15 protein-coding genes and 1 tRNA gene are annotated in these 19,775 nt (G+C 61.4%); 6 read left to right on the top strand and 10 right to left on the bottom strand.

What is annotated here, in order from left to right; translation table 11 throughout:
• Positions 1 to 2 precede the first annotated feature (2 nt).
• Entirely contained in the window at positions 3 to 3,044 is a 3,042-nt protein-coding gene (locus EE36_RS02810) for a valine--tRNA ligase (RefSeq protein WP_005849305.1), read from the bottom strand.
• 194 nt (positions 3,045 to 3,238) lie between these two features.
• Here EE36_RS02810 and EE36_RS02805 point away from each other — a divergent pair, with 194 nt between their 5' ends.
• A complete protein-coding gene (locus EE36_RS02805; RefSeq protein ID WP_039912140.1) occupies positions 3,239 to 5,536 on the top strand; it encodes a xanthine dehydrogenase family protein molybdopterin-binding subunit in 2,298 nt (765 codons plus the stop codon).
• Positions 5,537 to 5,580: 44 nt separating this feature from the next.
• Here EE36_RS02805 and EE36_RS02800 read toward each other — a convergent pair whose 3' ends face one another.
• The gene (locus EE36_RS02800; RefSeq protein ID WP_005849301.1) at positions 5,581 to 6,066 is read right to left on the bottom strand and encodes a PaaI family thioesterase; all 486 of its coding nucleotides are present in this window, start codon (positions 6,064 to 6,066) and stop codon (positions 5,581 to 5,583) included.
• Positions 6,067 to 6,139: 73 nt separating this feature from the next.
• On the bottom strand, positions 6,140 to 7,006 hold the full coding sequence (metF, locus tag EE36_RS02795; protein WP_005849299.1) for a methylenetetrahydrofolate reductase [NAD(P)H]: 867 nt from the start codon (positions 7,004 to 7,006) through the stop codon (positions 6,140 to 6,142).
• A 96-nt stretch (positions 7,007 to 7,102) separates the two neighbouring features.
• Here metF and EE36_RS02790 point away from each other — a divergent pair, with 96 nt between their 5' ends.
• Complete coding sequence (locus EE36_RS02790; RefSeq protein WP_005849298.1) at positions 7,103 to 8,008, top strand: LysR family transcriptional regulator; 906 nt, start codon at positions 7,103 to 7,105, stop codon at positions 8,006 to 8,008.
• A gap of 12 nt (positions 8,009 to 8,020) precedes the next feature.
• Here the strand turns inward: EE36_RS02790 and EE36_RS02785 are convergent, their stop codons facing one another.
• The 3 genes from EE36_RS02785 to EE36_RS02775 form a co-directional block, all read right to left on the bottom strand.
• Positions 8,021 to 8,518, bottom strand: coding sequence for an RES family NAD+ phosphorylase (locus tag EE36_RS02785; protein WP_005849296.1), 498 nt, complete (start codon positions 8,516 to 8,518; stop codon positions 8,021 to 8,023).
• Positions 8,515 to 9,021 (bottom strand): antitoxin Xre/MbcA/ParS toxin-binding domain-containing protein, encoded by a 507-nt coding sequence (locus EE36_RS02780; protein WP_005849294.1) that lies wholly within the window; start codon positions 9,019 to 9,021, stop codon positions 8,515 to 8,517. Before EE36_RS02780 ends, EE36_RS02785 begins: the two co-directional genes overlap by 4 nt.
• A 129-nt stretch (positions 9,022 to 9,150) precedes the next feature.
• Entirely contained in the window at positions 9,151 to 10,191 is a 1,041-nt protein-coding gene (locus tag EE36_RS02775; protein ID WP_005849292.1) for an NADP-dependent oxidoreductase, read from the bottom strand.
• Positions 10,192 to 10,351: 160 nt separating this feature from the next.
• On the opposite strand from EE36_RS02775, the gene EE36_RS02770 reads away from it, so the two are divergent.
• The gene (locus tag EE36_RS02770; RefSeq protein WP_005849287.1) at positions 10,352 to 11,137 is read left to right on the top strand and encodes an inositol monophosphatase family protein; all 786 of its coding nucleotides are present in this window, start codon (positions 10,352 to 10,354) and stop codon (positions 11,135 to 11,137) included.
• A gap of 62 nt (positions 11,138 to 11,199) precedes the next feature.
• Here EE36_RS02770 and EE36_RS02765 read toward each other — a convergent pair whose 3' ends face one another.
• The 3 genes from EE36_RS02765 to putA all read right to left on the bottom strand — a co-directional run bounded on the left by EE36_RS02765 (position 11,200) and on the right by putA (position 15,800).
• Positions 11,200 to 11,571, bottom strand: coding sequence for a GFA family protein (locus tag EE36_RS02765; RefSeq protein ID WP_005849286.1), 372 nt, complete (start codon positions 11,569 to 11,571; stop codon positions 11,200 to 11,202).
• Positions 11,568 to 12,311: a rhomboid family intramembrane serine protease gene (locus EE36_RS02760; RefSeq protein ID WP_005849284.1), complete on the bottom strand. Its 744-nt coding sequence runs from the start codon at positions 12,309 to 12,311 to the stop codon at positions 11,568 to 11,570. The genes EE36_RS02765 and EE36_RS02760 overlap by 4 nt, the downstream gene beginning before the upstream one ends.
• 69 nt (positions 12,312 to 12,380) lie before the next feature.
• Positions 12,381 to 15,800, bottom strand: coding sequence for a bifunctional proline dehydrogenase/L-glutamate gamma-semialdehyde dehydrogenase PutA (putA, locus tag EE36_RS02755; RefSeq protein ID WP_005849282.1), 3,420 nt, complete (start codon positions 15,798 to 15,800; stop codon positions 12,381 to 12,383).
• A 128-nt stretch (positions 15,801 to 15,928) separates the two neighbouring features.
• Between putA and EE36_RS02750 the strand changes: the two genes are divergently transcribed.
• From EE36_RS02750 to EE36_RS02740, 3 genes are all read left to right on the top strand, one after another.
• Positions 15,929 to 16,384, top strand: coding sequence for an Lrp/AsnC family transcriptional regulator (locus EE36_RS02750; RefSeq protein ID WP_005849280.1), 456 nt, complete (start codon positions 15,929 to 15,931; stop codon positions 16,382 to 16,384).
• Positions 16,385 to 16,482: 98 nt separating this feature from the next.
• Positions 16,483 to 16,569 (top strand) — tRNA-Leu (locus tag EE36_RS02745).
• A gap of 117 nt (positions 16,570 to 16,686) precedes the next feature.
• Positions 16,687 to 17,922: a GAF domain-containing sensor histidine kinase gene (locus tag EE36_RS02740; RefSeq protein ID WP_005849276.1), complete on the top strand. Its 1,236-nt coding sequence runs from the start codon at positions 16,687 to 16,689 to the stop codon at positions 17,920 to 17,922.
• Between the two features lie 100 nt (positions 17,923 to 18,022).
• Here the strand turns inward: EE36_RS02740 and metG are convergent, their stop codons facing one another.
• The gene (gene metG, locus EE36_RS02735; protein ID WP_005849274.1) at positions 18,023 to 19,735 is read right to left on the bottom strand and encodes a methionine--tRNA ligase; all 1,713 of its coding nucleotides are present in this window, start codon (positions 19,733 to 19,735) and stop codon (positions 18,023 to 18,025) included.
• Between the last annotated feature and the right edge of the window lie 40 nt (positions 19,736 to 19,775).

Raw genomic sequence — 19,775 nt, 5'->3', positions numbered from 1 at the left:
GATTATCCCAGCTCGGCCAAACGGTTCAGAGCGGCCTGAAGCTGGTCTGCTTCTTCCTGACGCGCATCAAGGTTGCTTTGGGCTTCTGCGACGACCTCCGCCGGGGCGGAGGCGGCGAATTTGGGGTTGTTCAGACGTCCTTTCAGGCCGCCGATTTCTTTACCCAGTTTGTCGAGCGACTTTTGCAGACGCGCTTTTTCCGCGTCGATGTCGATCAGCCCCGCAAGCGGGAGGCCAAAGCTCGCGCCCGGTGCGGCGATGGAGACGGTGCCTTTGGGGAAGCTCTCTGCCTTCTCAAGGGTTTCGACCCGCGCCAGACGTTTGATCATCGCCTCGTTGCGGTCCCATGCGGTCTGGCCGGCGTCGTCCATATCGGTATAAACCATGGGCACTTTGAGCCCCGCAGGCACATGCATCTGTGCGCGCGCCGAACGGATGGATTCGATCAGGCCGATCACCCAGTTGAGTTCGCGGTCGGCGTCGGCGTCCAGCATCTCGGCGGTGCTGTAGGTCGGCCAGTCGCCATGCACCAGCATCTTGGAACGGGTCGCCGTGGTCTGCCACAGTTCCTCGGTGATGTAGGGCATGATCGGGTGGAGCAGCACAAGGCATTGATCCAGCACCCATTTCAGCGTCTGGCGAGTCTCGGCGGCCTCTGGCGCGTCGTCTTGCAGCAGGGGTTTGGAGAGTTCAACGTACCAGTCGCAGACCTTGCCCCAGACAAAGGCATAAAGCGCATTGGCCGCGTCGTTGAAACGGTAGTTGTCCAGTGCGGCGTCGACCTCTTCGCGGACGCGGGCGGTTTCGCCAATGATCCATTTGTTCAGCGTGTGATCGACCTGGGTGTGGCTGGTGTAGGTCACTGCCGCGACGCTGTCCTCGAACACGCTGTTCATCTCGGCGAAACGGTGGGCGTTCCACAGTTTGGTGCCGAAGTTGCGGTAACCGGCGATGCGCGCGGTCGACAGTTTCAGGTCGCGCCCCATGGCGGCCATCGCCGTCAGGGTAAAGCGCACCGCATCCGCGCCGTATTCATCGATCAGGTCCAGCGGGTCCAGCACGTTGCCAAGCGATTTGGACATCTTCTTGCCCTTCTCGTCGCGCACCAGCGCGTGGACATAGACGGTGTCGAACGGCTTTTGATCGACCACGGCGTATTGCATCATCATCATCCGGGCGACCCAGAAAAAGATAATGTCAAAGCCGGTGATCAGCACCGAGGTGGGGAAGTATTTCGCCAGCTCATCCGTCTGTTCTGGCCAGCCGAGCGTGCCGATGGGCCAGAGGCCCGAGGAGAACCACGTGTCGAGCACATCAGGGTCGCGGCGAATTTCGACTACCGTCGAATTGGGATCGTAGGGCTCTCTGGCCCCCTCAGGTTCCACGCCAATCTTTACGTGATCGCCGTAGAAACTTTGCGCGATCTTCATAGCCTCAGCTTCTGAGGATGCACAGAACGCTTCACTTTCTCGGTAATCGTACGAACCGTCTTTCTTCTTTGGCCCATACCACACAGGGATCTGGTGCCCCCACCACAATTGGCGCGAGATGCACCAGGGTTCGATGTTTTCCAGCCAGTTGAAGTATACTTTGCGGTCCTGTTCGGGCAGGATCTGTACCTCGCCGTTGCGCACCGCGTCGATGGCGGGTTGCACGATCTTCGAGGTCTCGACAAACCATTGATCGGTCAGCATCGGTTCGATCACCACTTTCGACCGGTCGCCGAAAGGCTGCATGATCTTTTTGGGCTCGACCAGTGGTACCAGCGTCTCGTCCCGCTCTTCGCCGCCTTCTTCGGGGGCGAGGGGGGCTTTGACGGGTTTGCCAAGGCGTGGATCGGTTGGCGGCACCATGACGGCCAATCCTTCGGCGGTGATGTCGGCAATGACCTTGGTGCGCGCCTCGAACCGGTCGAGGCCGCGGTATTCTTCGGGGACGAGGTTGATTTCTGTCGCGTCCGCGGGCGCGTCTTCGCGGCCTTCAGCGATGGCGGCCGCGCGTGCGGCGGCGGCGTCATAGGGCAGGCCGTCGGCGCGCATGGCACCGCGGGTGTCCATCAGCGCGTAGAGCGGGATATTATTACGTTTGGCGACGCCGTAGTCGTTGAAGTCATGCGCGCCGGTGATCTTGACCGCGCCCGAGCCGAAATTCTTGTCGGGGTATTCGTCTGTGATGATCGGGATACGGCGGCGCTGCGCCTTAGGGCCGACGGGGATTTCACACAGCTTGCCAACGATCGGCGCATAGCGCTCGTCAGAGGTGTGAACCGCGACCGCGCCATCGCCCAGCATCGTTTCAGGGCGGGTCGTCGCGATAGAGATATAGTCGCGTTCCTCGGAAAGCGTCACGTTACCGTCTTCGTCTTTCTCGACGTAGGTATAGGTCGCGCCATCGGCCAGCGGGTATTTAAAGTGCCACATGTGGCCGTCGACTTCGGTGGATTCGACTTCGAGGTCGGAAATCGCGGTCTCAAAATGCGGGTCCCAGTTGACCAAACGCTTGCCGCGATAGATCAGGCCCTTGTTATACATATCCACGAAGACCTTGATCACGGCGTCGTGGAAGTTGCCTTCCTCGCCCGCGGGGGCACCGGGGGCACCGGACATGGTGAAGGCGTTGCGTGACCAATCAAGCGAGGTGCCCAGACGTTTAAGCTGGCCGATGATTGTGCCGCCAGACTTCTGCTTTTGCTCCCAGACTTTGGCGGTGAAATCCTCGCGGGTGAAATCGGTGCGGCGTTTGCCGTCTTTGGCAAGTTCGCGTTCCACCACCATCTGCGTTGCGATACCGGCGTGGTCCTGACCGGGCTGCCAGAGCGTGTCAAAGCCGCGCATCCGGTGCCAACGCACCAGAATATCCTGCAATGTATTGTTGAACGCGTGGCCCATGTGCAGCGATCCTGTCACGTTGGGCGGCGGGATCATGACCGAAAAGGTTTCCTTGCGCGAGGCATTGGCACCGGCCTTGAAGGCACCGGACTCTTCCCATGCGGCATAGAGGCGGGCTTCGGCCTGGGCGGCGTCAAAATTCTTGTCGAGGGCCATGATCAGCGTCCTTCTATTCACGTAGCGCTTTGAGCTTTGGGATGATCTAGCCGAGCGGGGCGTAAAGGGGAAGGCTGGGGGGCCGAAAACTTGGCGTAGCAGCCCCAGCTTTCGCCCCGCATCGTATGGACATCGCCGGTTTGGCGCTTAAGGTCGGGCGCAACACCAAGATGATGATCAAAGGATGCCGCCAGATGGAAAAATTCGGGAAAAGCCAACCGGTCAAGCGGGTCGAGGATGTGCGGTTTTTGACCGGCGAGGGACGCTATGTGGATGACATCGCGCCAACCGACGCGCTGCATGCCTATTTCTTCCGCTCGCCCGTCGCACATGGGGTGATTACGACCCTGGATGTCACAGATGCGGCCGAGGCAGAGGGCGTGCATGCGGTGCTCACGATCGAGGATCTGGAAGCGGCGGGGATGGATATCTCTATGGCGGCGACCGTGTTGCAGAACCGCGATGGCACGGAAGGGGCCAAGCCCTTGCGTCCGGTGCTCGCCAAGGGGCGCGTGCGCTTCGTGGGGGAGCCCGTCGCGGTGGTGATTGCCGAGACATTGAACCAGGCGCGCGACGCGGCGGAGCTGATCGCATTCGACGTTGACGATTTGCCCACCCATATGACGTTGGAGCGAGGCGGAGAGATGCTGCACCCCGAAGCGCCGGACAACATGGCGTTCGACTGGGGCATGGGCGATGAGGCGGCGACGCAAAAGGCATTTGATGCCGCAGCGAAATCGGTCAGTCTGAACGTGGGCGACAACCGTATCATCGTCAATGCGATGGAGCCGCGCGGCTGCTATGCGGAATGGAACGACGGCAAGGTGCATCTTGCGAACAACGGGCAGGGCGTCTGGGTGCACAAGGGCAACCTCAAGCGCGTTTTCGGGCTGGATGATGACCACGTACAAGTCACAAACCCCGATACAGGCGGCGGTTTCGGCATGAAGGCAGCGGCCTATCCCGAATATTTCTCGGTCGCGCAGGCGGCGCGGGCCTTGGGGCGTCCGGTGCGCTGGATGTCGGACCGGACCGAAGCCATGCTCAGCGATAATGGCGGGCGCGATCTGACCTCGCTTGCGGAATTCGCCTTTGACGAAAACAACAAGATCACGGCCTACCGCGTCCGCACCAAATGCAACCTCGGGGCCTATAACAGCCAGTTCGGCCAGCCCATTCAGGCGCTGCTGTTCAGCAAGGTCTTGATGGGTGTCTATGATGTGCAGACCACATGGCTGCAGGTCGAAGGCTATTACACCAACACGGTGCAAACCGATGCCTATCGTGGTGCCGGCCGACCCGAAGCGATCTATGTGCTGGAGCGCTTGATGGACCGCGCCGCGCGCGAGTTGGGCGTCGACCCGTGGGAGCTGCGCCGGATCAACTTTATCAAGCCTGAACAGTTTCCCTATACCTCTGCCACGGGCGAGCTTTACGATGTGGGTGAATTCAACCGCTTGCTGACCCGCGTCGCCGTCGAGGCGGATCATGATGGCTTTGCAGCCCGCAAGGCGGCGGATGCGGCCAAGGGGTTGCTGCGCGGGCAGGGGCTTTGCTATTACATCGAAAGCATCCTTGGCGATCCGGCAGAGGGGGCCAAGGTCGCGTTCAACGAAGACGGCACCGTGTTCATCTATGTTGGCACTCAATCGAACGGACAGGGGCATGAAACCGTCTATGCGCAATTCCTGTCGGATCAGACCGGGATCCCGGCTGAACTGATCCACGTCATTCAAGGCGATAGCGATCTGATCAAACAGGGCGGCGGGACCGGCGGCTCGCGCTCTGTCACCACGCAAAGCACGGCAACGCTGGCGACGGTGGCCAAGATGACCGAAGCTTTCACCGCCTTTCTGTCTGACGAAATGGGCGTGCCGGCGGCGCAGATCAGCTTTGACGACGAACGCTTCCGCGCGGACGGGTCAAACATGACCCCCACCATGCTGGAGGTCGCCGAGATGGCGCGCCAGAAAGGCCGCGACGATCTGCTGGTACACCACGAACGGGCGACCCTACCGGGGCGCAGCTATCCCAACGGGGCGCATGTGTCCGAGGTGGTGATCGACCCCGAAACAGGCGTTGTGACCGTCGACCGCTATACGGTGGTGGATGATTTCGGGAATCTGATCAACCCGATGCTGGCCGAAGGTCAGGTGCATGGTGGGGTGGTGCAAGGCATCGGTCAAGCTATTCAGGAGCATGTGGTCTATGATGAAGACGGCCAGCTGCTGACGGCCTCTTTCATGGATTACGCGATCCCGCGCGCGGCGGATGTGCCGTTCGTGTCGTTCAACTCCGAACCCGTGCCATCTACGGCGAACCTGATGGGGATGAAGGGCTGTGGCGAGGCGGGGACCGTGGGCGCATTGGCGGCCGTGTCGAACGCGGTACAGGATGCCCTGTGGGAGCGTGGCGTGCGTCAGGCCGACATGCCGTTCACACCGCATAAAGTCTGGGCCTTGCTGAACGACAGCGCCATCGCGGCAGAATGAGCTTGGCTTGCCTCGGGGCGCATCACGCGCCCCGAGGCAGTGGTTTAGCCCGTGATCTTCATCACGATGCAGGTGGTTGAACCGGTGGCATACAGCTTGCCATCCTCGACCCCGCGAATCTCGCCATGTGCGACACCGGTAGAACGACCCACGTGATCGGTCGTGCCGATGCAGTCGATCTGCATGCCCAAGGGGATCGAACGCAGGATGTTAATCTTGTATTCCAGGGTCGTATAAACCGACCCGCGCGGGACTTTGGTCATCACGGCGCAGGCCATCGCGGAATCGAGCAAGGTGCCGTACCAGCCCCCATGCACGGTCCCCATCGGGTTGGTCACGTTGAACTCGGGCGTGCCGCGAAATACCGCGCGGCCCTCGGACACGTCATGCAGCGCATAGCCCAAGGTGCCGCCAATGGGCGGGCCGGGGTTGGTGCCGTCCAGAATCTTTTGCATGAATTCCAACCCGCTGAGAGAGAGCGCTTCGGATTGGCTCAGCAAATCTTCGGGTGTTTCGGCGAGGCGTGGCATAAAAAATCTCCGGCAGTTGAATGCCGGAGAAGACTGTTCTGTTCTTGACCCAAGGGCAAGTTGTGCGGTGGTTTTACGCCACGTCGGACAGCGATGTTTGCGCCGTCACCCCAAGGGCACGACAGACAGCGCGGGTCAGCTCGGGCCGGTTGAGCGTGTAGAAGTGCAGGTTCTCGACACCTTCCGACACCAGCTCGCTGCACATTTCGGTGCAGAGCGCGGTGGACAGCAGATCGTGGCGGTCATCGCGGATCGCGGCGGCATAGGCTTCGTCCAGTGCTGCTGGCACGCTGGCCCCACAGCGGGTGGCAAAGTTGCGCGCCGATTTCCAGTTTGTCACCGGCATGATGCCCGGGGTGATCGTCTTGGTGATCCCCGCCGCGGCACAGGCGTCACGGAAGCGCAGGAATGTTTCGGTCTCGAAGAAGAACTGGGTGATCGCCTCGTCCGCGCCAGCGTCGAATTTGCGTTTCAGCCATTCGACGTTCTGCGCCTGATCGTGGGATTCAGGGTGCGGTTCGGGGTAGGCCCCGACGCGCAGGGTGAACTTGCCGGTCTTTGCCAGCGCCTCGATCAGCTCGACACTGTCGGCAAAGCCGTCCGCGTGGGGCGTGAAGGTCGGTGCACCGTTTTCGGGATCCCCGCGCAGGGCGACAATATCGGTCACGCCGATCTCGGCAAAGCTGTCGGCGACCTCAAGCGTTTCGGCCTTGCTGGCCCCCACGCAGGTCAGATGCGCGGCAACCGGCAGGCCAGAGGTCCGGCGCAGCACATGCGCGGAATCATGGGTCAGGTCGCGGGTAGACCCGCCCGCGCCGTAGGTCACGGAAAAGAAACGTGGGGCCAGCGGTGCCAGGGCCTGCGCCGTGTCCCAAAGACGGAACGACGCGTCCACGGATTTGGGCGGGAAGACTTCGAATGAAACGGCGGGACTGGTCATTTTTACGATCCTGTTTTTAGCTTTCGTCTCTTGTCGCACAGATGCGGTTGTGAAACAAACTCATAACTTTCATTTTCAACATGAGGAACGCCTCATATGCATATCGAGTTCCGTCACCTGCGCACCATTCAGGCGATTCACGAAGCAGGCGGGCTGGCCCGCGCGGCAGAGACGATGAACATCACCCAATCAGCCCTGTCCCATCAGGTAAAGGGGTTGGAGGATCAGGCCGGCGTGGAACTGTTCGTGCGCCGGTCCAAACCGCTGAAATTGTCGCCCGCAGGCTTGCGGCTGCTCAAGCTGGCGCAGCAGGTCTTGCCGCAGCTTGAAGCAGCGCAGGCCGAATTCATGGGGCTGCGCGCGGGCAGCACAGGGCGCATGCATATCGCGATCGAATGTCACGCCTGTTTCGAATGGCTGTTCCCCGTGCTCGAACAATTCCGCAAAAGCTGGCCCGATGTGGATGTGGATATCCGCCCCGGTCTGGCCTTTGACGCGTTACCTGCCTTGCTGCGCGAAGAGGTCGATTTGGTGGTATCTTCCGACCCCGAAGAACTGCCGGGCGTGAAATTCGTCGAGCTGTTTGATTACAAGGCGGTCTTTGTCGCCTCCAGCACGCATCCCTTGGCTCAGAAGCCCTATGTTGAAGCGGCGGATTTCAGGGGCGAGACGCTGATCACCTATCCGGTGGAACGGACCCGTCTGGATGTGTTCAGCCAGCTCTTGATCCCCGCCAAGGTCGAACCGCTGGCGATCCGGCAGGTGGAGCTGACGGCGGTGATCCTTCTGCTGGTCGCGTCGAACAGGGGCGTGTCGGTCCTGCCCGATTGGGTCGTGCGCGAGGTGAAATACAGCAATGATTACGTCACCCGTCCGCTGACCGAGAACGGCATCACCCGCAGGCTTTATGCGGCGGTGCGCGAGGATGATCTGGAGAAACCTTTTATGACCAAGCTTTTGGGGTTGGCAGGGGAAGAGGCGCGCAAACTGCAACGGGCTTGATCGCTGCTGCCCTTAGCGGTGCAGCCGCGGGTCGAGCGCGAAGTCTTCCTGCACCACATCGTCGTAGTGATCGGCTGCCTTTTGGGCGTCAAAGATCAGGTTCCAGCTGTGCCGCGATACCGTTGACGGGATCAGCACAAACAGGTGATCGCGCAGCAGCGCGTCGCCAAATCCCTTTTGCCCCGCACCATGGGCACCGGGCACCAGCCAGTTCGGGTTGGGGACATCCGCGGCTTGCACCATATGCACCGTCGTCGGGTCGATCACACGGCCTGATGTCAGCACGTGATGCGCGGTGTCCAGCGCCTTGAACCCCTTGTGCACCGCAACCTCGAGGATCGCGGTGGCAGGGTCGAGCGCGGTATAGACCGCCCGCACACCGCTGCTGTTCCAGCGTCCCCCGACGCGGTAAGCCCCTTCGCCGCTGTGCCATGTGGGCGCATGCTGCCGTTGATCCAGCCGCCAAAAACGCAGCTCGCCCGTCCCAAGCGGCGGGGGCAAAGGGGTCAAGCGTAGACCCCGTACTCCATCCGGGTGAGCGCGTTTTCAACGGCTTCCGCCCCCGCTGCCGACGACAGCAGGTCAATCGGGCGACGGTTATCAAGGCCGATGGCAGGGGCCAGCATCCATGCCTCTGCGGCGTCCTGATCGCCCAAGACATCCGTCGCCTGCGCCAGCAGCTCGGCAAAGCGCCACGCGCGGCTGCTTTGTTCGGGGGACAGACGGTCCTTGCCCTTGTCGGCTTTCTTGCGCTGAAGTGTGCGCAGGCTCATCCCGATCGCCTTGTTCAGCGCATCGCCCGAGGACAACACCGACACGGTATCGACCAGATGCAGCAGCGCTTTCGAGGAAATGCCTTTTACGATCACATCATGCGCATCAAGCGAGTTGCGCACCGTCTGGTTGATCACCTTGCGCCCGCCCAGCAGATGGAACGCACGCACAGCGTCATCTGCATCCACGTCGATCAGGGGGATTGCACTGCTGTCGGATTGAAAGGCCGTCGCACCCATGGCTGAACTCCTTTTCGTCATGTGTCGTAAAATATATGACACGTGACGCGGTCTTTTTCAAGGGGGCGGGGGGAGGCTCGCATTCATGCGATGAAGGGCGGGGGTGCGCACGCCCCCGCCGATAGGGTGTTAGCCAACCTTGACGATGGCCTTGCCTTGGTTGCCACCGGTCAACAGGTCCATGAACGCTTGTGGCGCGTTTTCCAGACCCTCGGTAATGTCCTCTTTCACCGCAATGGTGCCGTCGGCGACCTTGGGGGCGACTTCCTTGAGGAATTTGGGGAAGTTGTTCCAGTGGTTCGAGATGATGAAGCCGTTCACGCTGAGGAAGTTCACAAGGATTGTGCGCCAGAGTTTCGGCGCGGTCAGCGCCTCTTCGGCGGCACCGGCACCCAGACCACCGGCGTTATACCATGCGATCATACCGCAAATCGGGATGCGCCCATGCGGGTTCATCATCGGGATAACGGCCTCAAGCACTTTGCCACCGACGTTTTCAAAATAGATGTCGATCCCCTTGGGGCAGGCGTCTTTCAACGCGGCGCGCAGGGATTTCGCGTCGTCATAGGCGCGGTGGTCGATGCATTCGTCAAAGCCAAAGTGTTCCTTGGCCATGGCGCATTTGTCCGCGCCGCCTGCAATGCCCACAACGCGCAGCCCGTGCGACTTGGCGATCTGGCCGACCATCGAGCCGACCGGACCCGTTGCCGCCGCGACGACGAGTGTTTCACCCTCCTTCGGGCGACCATATTCCATCAAACCTTGCCAGCCGGTAAATCCGGGCATGCCCAGAACCCCAAGCGACGTGGTGATCGACACCTGATCCGGATCGACCTTGCGCAGTTGGTTCGCAGGCAGCACGCCGTGGGTGGCCCAGCCCAGCATCCCGAACGCATGATCGCCGGGTTTGAAGTCGGGGCTGTTGGAGGCGATGACCTCCCCGACCGAACCGCCCTCCATCGTGCCGCCGACAGGCACCGGGGCCGCATAGGATTTCGCGTCGTCCATGCGGCCACGCATATAGGGGTCAAGCGACATGTATTTCACGCGGACCAGCACTTCGCCGTCACCGGGGGTGGGTACGGGCCCTTCTTCAAGGCGGAAGTTATCGGCGGTCGGGGCCCCGTCAGGGCGCGATGCAAGCACAATTCGTTTCATCTGGTCGGACATTTTGCTTTCCTCCTTAGCAATGTTTCTGGCACGTTATATGGAAATCGAAGGCAAGCAAGGCAACCGCGCGCGCCACGTTGCGTCAGATGCCGCTGCCCCCTTGGCAAATGCGGCATGGGGGCTTATACGCACGGCCTGATCCATCAAAGGACACGGAAATATGGTTGGCAGTGCAAATCTAAACATCATGATCAAGGCGGCCCGCCGGGCGGGGCGCGGGTTGGTCAAGGATTTCCGTGAGGTCGAGAACCTTCAGGTGTCCATGAAGGGGGCCGGCGACTTTGTCAGCCGCGCCGATATTCAGGCGGAAAAGACGCTCAAGGCCGAGCTGATGGGCGCACGCCCGACCTATGGCTGGCTGGCCGAAGAGGGTGGCGAGGAAGAGGGGCAAGACCCCACACGCCGCTGGATCGTCGATCCGCTGGACGGGACAACAAACTTTTTGCACGGTCTGCCCCATTGGGCGGTCTCCATCGCGCTGGAGCATAAAGGTCAGATCGTTGCGGGCGTCGTCTTTGATCCCGCCAAGGACGAGATGTTCTTTGCCGAAAAAGGCACCGGTGCCTGGATGAACGAAGGCCGTTTGCGTGTCTCGGGCCGTTCGCGGATGATTGAATCGGTTTTTGCCACCGGTCTGCCCTTTGGCGGTCGCGGAGATTTGCCGGACACCCTGCGTGATTTGGGCCGCATCCTGCCGGTCTGCGCCGGTGTGCGTCGCTGGGGCTCTGCCGCGCTGGACCTGGCCTATGTGGCCGCCGGTCGCTATGATGGCTATTGGGAGCGCCGGTTGAACAAATGGGATCTGGCGGCGGGCATGTTGATCGTGCGCGAAGCAGGCGGCATGGTCGAGCCACTGAACCCCGAAGGCAACATCCTGGACGATGGCGAGATCGTCTGCGCCAATGAGGCGTTGTTCAGCGGATTTTCAAAAATCGCACGCGGGTGATCCTGTGGCCGAGGGCGGGATGCCTTCGGCGAGGATTTAAACCATTTGGAAGCGCCCGTCGGCTATTTGTCTGACGGGTGGTTGATACCGTCGGTGTAGGGGATCGGTTCCTGCGTCCAGGGCGCGGCCCCGTCGATACACCCCAGATTGACGCCGCATTGCGCGGGGTCGGATCGACGCTGGTGGTACATGTAGATGCCACAGATCTTGCAGAAATAATGTTTCGCCGTATGGGTGCCCCAGGTGTAGAGCGTCAGATGCTCGGCCCCTTTGGTCACCTTGAGCGTGCTGGTGAGCGCCGTCACCGCCGGTGCCGCGCGGCGGCGGCAAAAGGAACAGGTGCAGCGTGTGGCAGAGGAGAGCCCCTCTGGCAGGGTGGCGGTCAGGGTGACGCTGCCGCAGTGACAGGTCGCGCTATGGGTGCTGGCGGTCATTTTCGTTTCACTTTCGGGATACGGCTGGCGGAGGTGGGGTAGGTCGCTTGCGGGTGCGGCGGGTGACCGTCTGTGGCCGACCAGAAGCGCGGCCCGCCCAAGCGCAGCCACAGCGGAATGGTCAGCACCATCCCCACGATAAACCCGCCCGCGTGCGCCCAATAGGCGACACCGCCCACGGTCGGGTCCGCCCCGACGCCACCGATAAACTGCATCCCCAGCCACAAGCCCAGCATGATCCATGCGGGGATCGGGAAGATGCGGAAGAACACGATAAAGATGATCAGGATGTCGACCTTGGCTTTGGGGTAAAGCAACAGATAGCCGCCCATCACCCCCGCGATTGCGCCCGATGCCCCGACTGTCGGGACCGGCGAATAGGGGGCAGAGATCACATGAGCCAGCGCCGACAGCAGCCCGCAGGCGAGATAGAACAGCAGATAGGCGCCGTGGCCCATCTCGTCTTCTATATTGTCGCCAAAGATGTAGAGAAATAGCATGTTACCCGCGAGATGCATCCAGCCGCCATGCAGGAACATCGAGGTGAGGATGCCGGTATAGCCATCCCCGGTGGTGACGCGGCCGGGGATGAGCGCCCAGTCGAAGAAGAAGATATTGAGCGCGCGGTCGTCGCTGAAAAGCCCGACATAGCTGAGGAAAACGCCGATGTTCACCGCCATAAGCAGATAGGTGACATAGGGCGTGCGGCCGGACGGGTTGTGATCGCGAATGGGGAACATGGGCTGACCCTTAGCCATTGCGCGGGTGTGGTCAAGGGCGGGCGTCGGAACGCCCGCCCATGTGGCAGATCAGCCGGCAGCCCCCAACAGCTGCGCGTTCCCGCCAGAGGCGGTGGTGTCGACGCAGACATGGCGTTCGGCGCGGACGCGGGCGGTATCTGGAAGCCCGCGCAGCAGCGGGATGATCGGCCCGTCGCGTTCAGACAGGGCTTGTTCCAGTTTGCGCGCGGTCGCCTCGTCACCCCACCAGAGCACACCACCATAGGCTGGCCCATCGGTTAGCGCGGTCGCGTCGATGCTGCCCGACAGCTCCACCGCATTCCCGCCAAGGGCCGTGACCGCGCGGGCTTGCTCGGCTGCGGTGTCCTTGCCCGGCCCCATGCACAAGAGCGCCGGACGCGGCAGGGTGCTGAGCCGGTTGGATTCGCCCGTAGGCCCCGGCAGCGTGATGGTTTCAAGGAACGCCCCACTGTGGCCGGGCAGCTTGGGCAGGTCTTTCTGCGTGCTGTCCCATGTGTCCTCCACCACCTTGAGGTCAGGCGCGCTGAAACGGGGGAGGTAGTTCGGACCGCCCGCTTTCGGACCTGTACCCGACAGGCCTTCGCCGCCGAAGGGCTGGCTGCCGACGATCGCGCCGATCTGGTTGCGGTTGACGTAGATGTTGCCCGCCTCGATCCGTTCCGAGACATGCTGCACCCGGTCATCGATGCGGGTGTGCAGCCCGAAGGTCAGCCCGTAGCCGGTGGCATTGATCGCGTCGATGACCTTGTCGAGTTCGGTCGCCTTGAACGTGGCGATGTGCAGCACGGGCCCGAAAATCTCGCGCTCCAGATCAGCGATCCCGTTCACGCGGATCATGGTCGGCGCGATGAACGTGCCGATGGTGGGGGCGGTCAGCTCGGCGATGATCCGGCCCTCGGCGCGGGCGGTCTCGATATGCTCGGCGATGCCTTTTTGCGCGGTCTCGTCGATCACGGGGCCCACGTCGGTCGAGATGTCCCAAGGGTTACCCATGACCAGCGCGTCCATGGCGCCTTCCAGCATCTCGATCACATCTTCGGCGATGTCTTCCTGGATATAGAGGCAGCGCAGGGCAGAGCAGCGTTGCCCGGCAGATTGGAACGCGCTTTCGACAACCGATTGCACGGCCTGTTCGGGCAGGGCGGTGCTGTCAACGATCATGGCGTTCAGCCCCCCCGTTTCCGCGATCAGGATCGCACCGGGGTCACAATGTTCAGCCATCGCGGACCGGATGCGCAGCGCTGTGGCGGTAGATCCGGTGAAGGCCACGCCGTTGATCCGTTTGTCCGAGGTCAGCGCCGCGCCGACCTCGCCACCGCCGGGCAGCAGTTGCAAGGCGTGACGGGGCACCCCCGCATCATGCAGCAAGGTCACGGCAAGGAAGGCGATCAGCGGGGTCTGTTCCGCCGGCTTGGCCAGCACCGCATTGCCCGCAGCCAGTGCCGCGCTGACCTGCCCGCAGAAAATCGCCAGCGGGAAGTTCCACGGCGAGATGCAGGTGAAAATGCCAGCGGGGGGCGTGTTGGTCGCCTGCTGTGCGTAGTAGCGCAGGAAATCCACCGCCTCGCGCAGTTCTGCCACGCAGTCGGGCAGGCCTTTGCCGGCCTCGCGCGACAGCAGGGCGAAAATCTCGCCGTAGTGCGATTCCAGCATATCGGCTGCGCGCAACAGGACCTCGCGGCGTTCCTCTAGCGGGGCGTCCCAGACGGCGGCATTGTCCAACGCTTTGGCGACATCAGCCTCGGACGCATTGCGCACGGTGCCGGGGCTGCGGCCAGAGGCAGCAGGGTTCATCAGGCGTGCCGATTTCTTGGGCTTTGCCTCGCCGTTCAACAGGGGCACGGCGGCCCAACGGTGGGCTTTCCACGGCGCGCGGGCGGATTCGATCACATCCAGCGTCGGCGTATGCATCAGATCGAACCCCATCGAGTTCACGCGCGCAGGGGCATAAAGCTCGGGCCCGGTGGGGATGTGCAAACCGCTTTCCGCGAGGCTATCGAAGGGGTCGGCAGCGACGACCTCGGGCGCGACGTCTTCGTCGACGATCTGGTTCACAAAGCTTGAGTTCGCGCCATTTTCCAGCAGGCGTCGCACAAGATAGGCCAGCAGATCGGCATGTGCGCCCACGGGGGCGTAGACGCGACAATGGGTGCCGTGCTTGTCCATCACGATGTTATGAAGGGTTTCGCCCATGCCGTGCAGACGTTGGAATTCGAACTTCTCTTTATCCTCGGCCATATGCAGTACGGCGGCGACCGTATGCGCGTTATGGGTGGCGAACTGCGGATAGATCCGGTCGGTCATGTTCAGCAGTTTGCGCGCGTTGGCGATATAGGACACATCGGTCGCAGCTTTTTGGGTGAAGACGGGGAAACCTTCGACACCTTTGACCTGTGCGCGTTTGATCTCGGTGTCCCAGTAGGCACCTTTCACCAAGCGGACCATCAGTTTGCGATCATGGCGGATCGCCATGTCATACAGCGCATCGATCACCACACCAGCACGGGGGCCATAGGCCTGCACCACGATGCCGAAACCGTCCCAACCCGACAGTGCAGGTTCAGAGAGCACCTTTTCGATCACATCCAGCGACAGGCCCAGACGGTCGGCTTCCTCGGCGTCGACGTTCAGCCCCATGCCGGCGGATTTCGCTAGCAAGGCAAGCGCCCGCAGACGCGGCACCAGATCACGCATGACGGATGCTTCTTGCGCGACCTCATAGCGCGGATGCAGGGCCGACAGCTTGACCGAGATGCCGGGGTTCTTGCGGCTGTCCTTGTGCACGCAGGCCGTCGCGATGGCAGAGATCGCGCGGCTGTAGCTTAGGTGATAGCGTTTGGCATCGCTTTCGGTGCGCGCGGCTTCGCCCAGCATGTCATAGCTGTAGGTATAGCCTTTCTTCTCCATGCCCTTGGCGCGTTCCATCGCGGCGTTGATATTCTCGCCCAGAACAAACTGGCGGCCCATTTCCTTCATCGCGCGGCTGACGGCGGTGCGGATCACCGGTTCGCCCAGACGTTTGATGGCTGCGCGCAGGTGGCGCACGGGGCCGGGTTGGTCATCGTCCAGCACGCGGCCGGTCAGCATCAGGGCCCATGTGGACGCATTCACCAGCGGCGAGGTGGAGTGCCCCATATGGCGGCCCCAGTCAGAGGGCGCGATCTTGTCCTCGATCAGCGCGTCGATGGTCTCGGCGTCGGGCACACGCAGCAGCGCTTCGGCAAGGCACATCAGCGCGACACCTTCGTCGGTGGACAGACCGTATTCGGCCAGAAACACTTCCATGATACCGGGGGAGGTATGGCCGCGGATATCGCGCACGATCTGTGCCGCGTCTTGCGTGATCTTGACCCGTTCCTCTGGCGACAGATGCGCATTGCGCACCAGTTCACGCAAGACGTTGTCCTGGTCGGTGTAGGTGCCTGCGTCAATCTGGTGGCGCAAAATAGGGGAAGAATCGCGTGCCATGAGGTACTCCAACTGATAATTGCGCTAGAATAGCTCGGGAATAGTAGTATTAGTTCCTGATTCCGGCCAGTTTGGTGGGTAAACCGCTTTATTATTGGGCCTCTTGCGTGACAAACGACGACTTTAAAATGGACCGCTTCGATGCGGCGATTCTGACGGTACTGGCCGAAGACGGGCGCATCAGCATCACTGACCTCGCCAAGCGGATCGGGCTGTCCAAATCCCCCACCCAAGCGCGGCTGCGACGGCTTGAGGATAGCGGCGTCATTCTGGGCTATCGCGCCCTGCTGGACCCGATCCGTCTGGGGCTGGATCACGTGGCTTTCGTAGAGGTCCGTTTGGAAGACACCCGCGAGGTCGCCCTGCGCGCCTTTAACGAGGCCGTGTCCCGTGTGCCTGAAATTGAACAGGCCCATATGATCGCAGGGAACTTTGATTACCTGCTTAAGGTGCGCACCCGTGACATGGCCGCCTACCGTCGTTTTCTGGGCGAAACGGTGACCACGCTGCCCTATGTCGCCAACACCTCTACCTATGTGGCGATGGAAGCGGTCAAGGAAATCATGCTCGCGGACATGGCGTAAGCCGCGAAGGCGCAAGGGGGCCAATCGCGATTTTGATGCCGGCTGCCCTGCATCTGACCATTTACACCGCCCGCAACCTAGCTATTGTGCGCGGCACTGCGGGCGTGATGGAATGGTAGACATACCAGACTTAAAATCTGTTGGGCCTTGTGCCCGTGTGGGTTCGAGTCCCACCGCCCGCACCACTCATCCCACCACTTAAATCCAGTCTCCGAAAAGCGTGACAGGCCGGTTATCATGGCATTGTCGTTGCTCTTGGCTGTGCATATGGTAGCGGATGCGAAACAAATGGGGGATATCGGGTGGACGACGAAACAAATATGCGCGCGATCATTCAGGATCATGAGGCCTATCTGGCCGGTGCGCATGATTTCCAGTCAGATATCGAAATGCTCGCGGCGAGCGAAACTGTGGGGACGTTGCTGGAAACGGTAATGCTGGCGACGGATATGCGCTTTGCCGCTGTGGCGCGGGTGACGACCGATCGCTGGGTTGCCTGTCGCACGGTGGACGAGGTGAACTTTGGCTTGTCCGAAGGCGACGAGATCGGGATCGACCAGACCTTCTGCCAGTCGGTGCGCGAGACCTCTGAAAAAGTGATGTTCAACGATGTCGCCACGGATGATGTCTATCGCAACCATCCGATTGCCGCGCAATTCGGCATCGTCAGCTATGCCTCCATCCCGATCTTCCGCAGCAACGGGTCGTTCTTTGGCACCCTCTGCGCGATTGATACTGAACCGCGCGACGTCAAACATCCCCGCGTTGTTGCCATGCTCGAGATGTTTGCCGATATCATCGGGCGCAGTCTGGAGACCGAAGAGCGGCTTGAGGCGCAGGAGCGACTGGTAGAGCACGAACGCCAGATGGCCGCGGTGCAAGAGGAGTTCGTCGCCGTCTTGGGCCATGACCTGCGCAATTCGGTCGCCGCGCTGAACGCAGGTGTGCGCCAGCTCGACAAGGAGCCGCTGTCAGACAAGGCGCGGAAAATTCTGCCGCTGATGGGGACCTCTATCCACCGAATGAGCGAGCTCATCGACAATATCATGCTACACGCTAAATCGCGATTGGGCGGCGGTATCCGCATCTCGGCCACGCCGGACGCGGGGTTGGAAGACGCGTTGAACCACGTGGTCGAAGAGGTGCGCGCCGCAGCACCCGATCACAAGATCACCGTCGATCTGGACTTTGACCGCCCCGTCAGCTGCGATGCCGCGCGCGTGGCGCAGGCGGTGTCGAATCTGCTATCGAACGCCGTGCGCTATGCCGATGACGGCAGCGAGGTCACGGTGCGCGGGCGCGTCAGCGGGGCGGAGGCCGTGATTTCCGTTGCCAACCGCGGCGCGCCGATCCCCGAAAGCCTGAAGCAAAAGCTGTTCCAACCCTACCAACGTGGCGACCAGACCAAGGGCGAGGGGCTGGGGCTTGGCCTGCATATCGCATCTTCCATCGCGGTGGCGCATAGCGGTCAGATCGACGTGACCTGCGATGACGGTCTTACCACATTTGCGTTCCGATTGCCGTTGCTGGCTGCCTGAACGCCGTTCAGGGTTCTCTGGTGGGACTAGATCAAAGGCCAGCGCGATGCGCTGGCCTTTGATCGTTTTCGGTGTGGTCAGACGGCGGAGCATTGGCAGGTCAGCTGCGCCCGCCTGCGAATTTTTCGGCCCATTCGTCGCGCTGGTCGTCGGTGATTTTCGCGAACAGCACTTCTGGCACCTCGAAGGCATGACCGGGGGCCAGTTGGGCCAAGGCGGCAGGCACATCATCCGGCCATGCGGCGTTTTCAACCTTCATACTGTCAAGCATGCTGGCGGCGGCCGTCGGGATGAATGGCGCAGACAAGACCGCGTAAAGCGGGATCAGGTTCAGCGCCAAACGCACCTGCGCCGCGGCTTTGTCGGGGTCTGTCTTGAAGGTCGTCCAAGGGGCCTGTGCTTGCAGGTATTCGTTACCCGCAGCCCAGATCGCCCGCAGTTCGGCGGCGGATTTGCGGACTTCCATCGCCTCCATCGCGGTTTGATAGCGGGCTACCCGTTCAGTCAGATCCGCGATCAGCGCGTGTTCTTCAGGCCCGTATTCGCCCGCCGCTGGCACGTCTTCGCTGAATTTCGAGCGGCAGAATTTGGTGATGCGGCTGATAAAGTTGCCCAAGACATCCGCCAGATCCTTGTTCACGGAGGACTGAAAATTCTCCCACGTGAACTCCGCATCCGAGGTTTCGGGCGCATGGGACAGTAGCCACCAGCGCCAGTAGTCCGCGGACAGGATTTCAAGCGCCTGATCCATGAACACCCCACGCCCGCGCGAGGTCGAGAACTGGCCGCCGTCATAGTTCAGATAGTTGAACGATTTGATGTAATCGACCAACTTCCACGGCTCTTGCGAGCCCATGATCGTTGCAGGGAAGCTGAGCGTGTGGAATGGGACGTTGTCCTTGCCCATGAACTGGGTATAGCGCACGTCGTCGGCACCTTTGTCGGTGCGCCACCAGCTTTCCCAATCCGACCCTTTGCCCGCATCCACCCATTCCTGCGCGCAGGCGATGTATTCGATGGGGGCATCGAACCAGACATAAAAGACCTTGCCCTCCATCCCCGGCCAATCGGCGTCGCCGCGTTTGACAGGCACACCCCAGTCCAGATCGCGCGTGATACCACGGTCCTGCAGCCCGTCACCGTCATGCAGCCATTTCTTTGCAATAGAGGTGGTCAGCACGGGCCAGTCGGCCTTGCTGTTGATCCATTCGTTCAGCTTGTCCTTCATCTGCGATTGACGCAGGAACAGATGCTTGGTGGCGCGCATCTCGAGGTCGGTGGCACCGGAAACGGTTGATCGCGGGTTGATCAGGTCTTCGGGGTCTAGCTGTTTGGTACAGTTGTCACATTGGTCGCCGCGGGCATCCTCGAACCCGCAGTTGGGGCAGGTGCCTTCGACATAGCGGTCGGGCAGGAACCGCCCGTCGGTCTCGGAATAGATCTGGCGCTGTTCGACTTCCTCGATCAGGCCCTGATCATAAAGTGCTGCGGCAAAGTGTTGGGTCAGCGCCTTGTTCTGCGCACTTGAGGACCGGCCAAAGTGATCGAAGGACAGGCCGAAGCCTTCCGCGATGCGGGCCTGAACCTCGTGCATCTCGGCGCAGTATTCTGCCACCGGTTTACCTGCTTTGGCAGCAGCCAGTTCAGCGGGCGTGCCATGTTCATCCGTCGCGCAGAGAAACAACACCTCCTGACCGCGCCCGCGCTGATAGCGGGCGTATAGATCGGCGGGCAGCTGGCTGCCCACAAGGTTGCCCAGATGTTTGATCCCGTTGATGTACGGAATGGCGGAGGTGATAAGGTGGCGCGTCATGACTTGGACCCCGAAACTGCTTTTGCACGTCTCTAGCGCA

This window comes from Sulfitobacter sp. EE-36, from assembly GCF_000152605.1.
GTDB classification, from domain to species: Bacteria; Pseudomonadota; Alphaproteobacteria; order Rhodobacterales; family Rhodobacteraceae; genus Sulfitobacter; species Sulfitobacter pontiacus.
The sequence above is the reverse complement of the archived record's forward strand: the minus strand, read 5'-3'. Positions and strand labels throughout refer to the sequence as shown.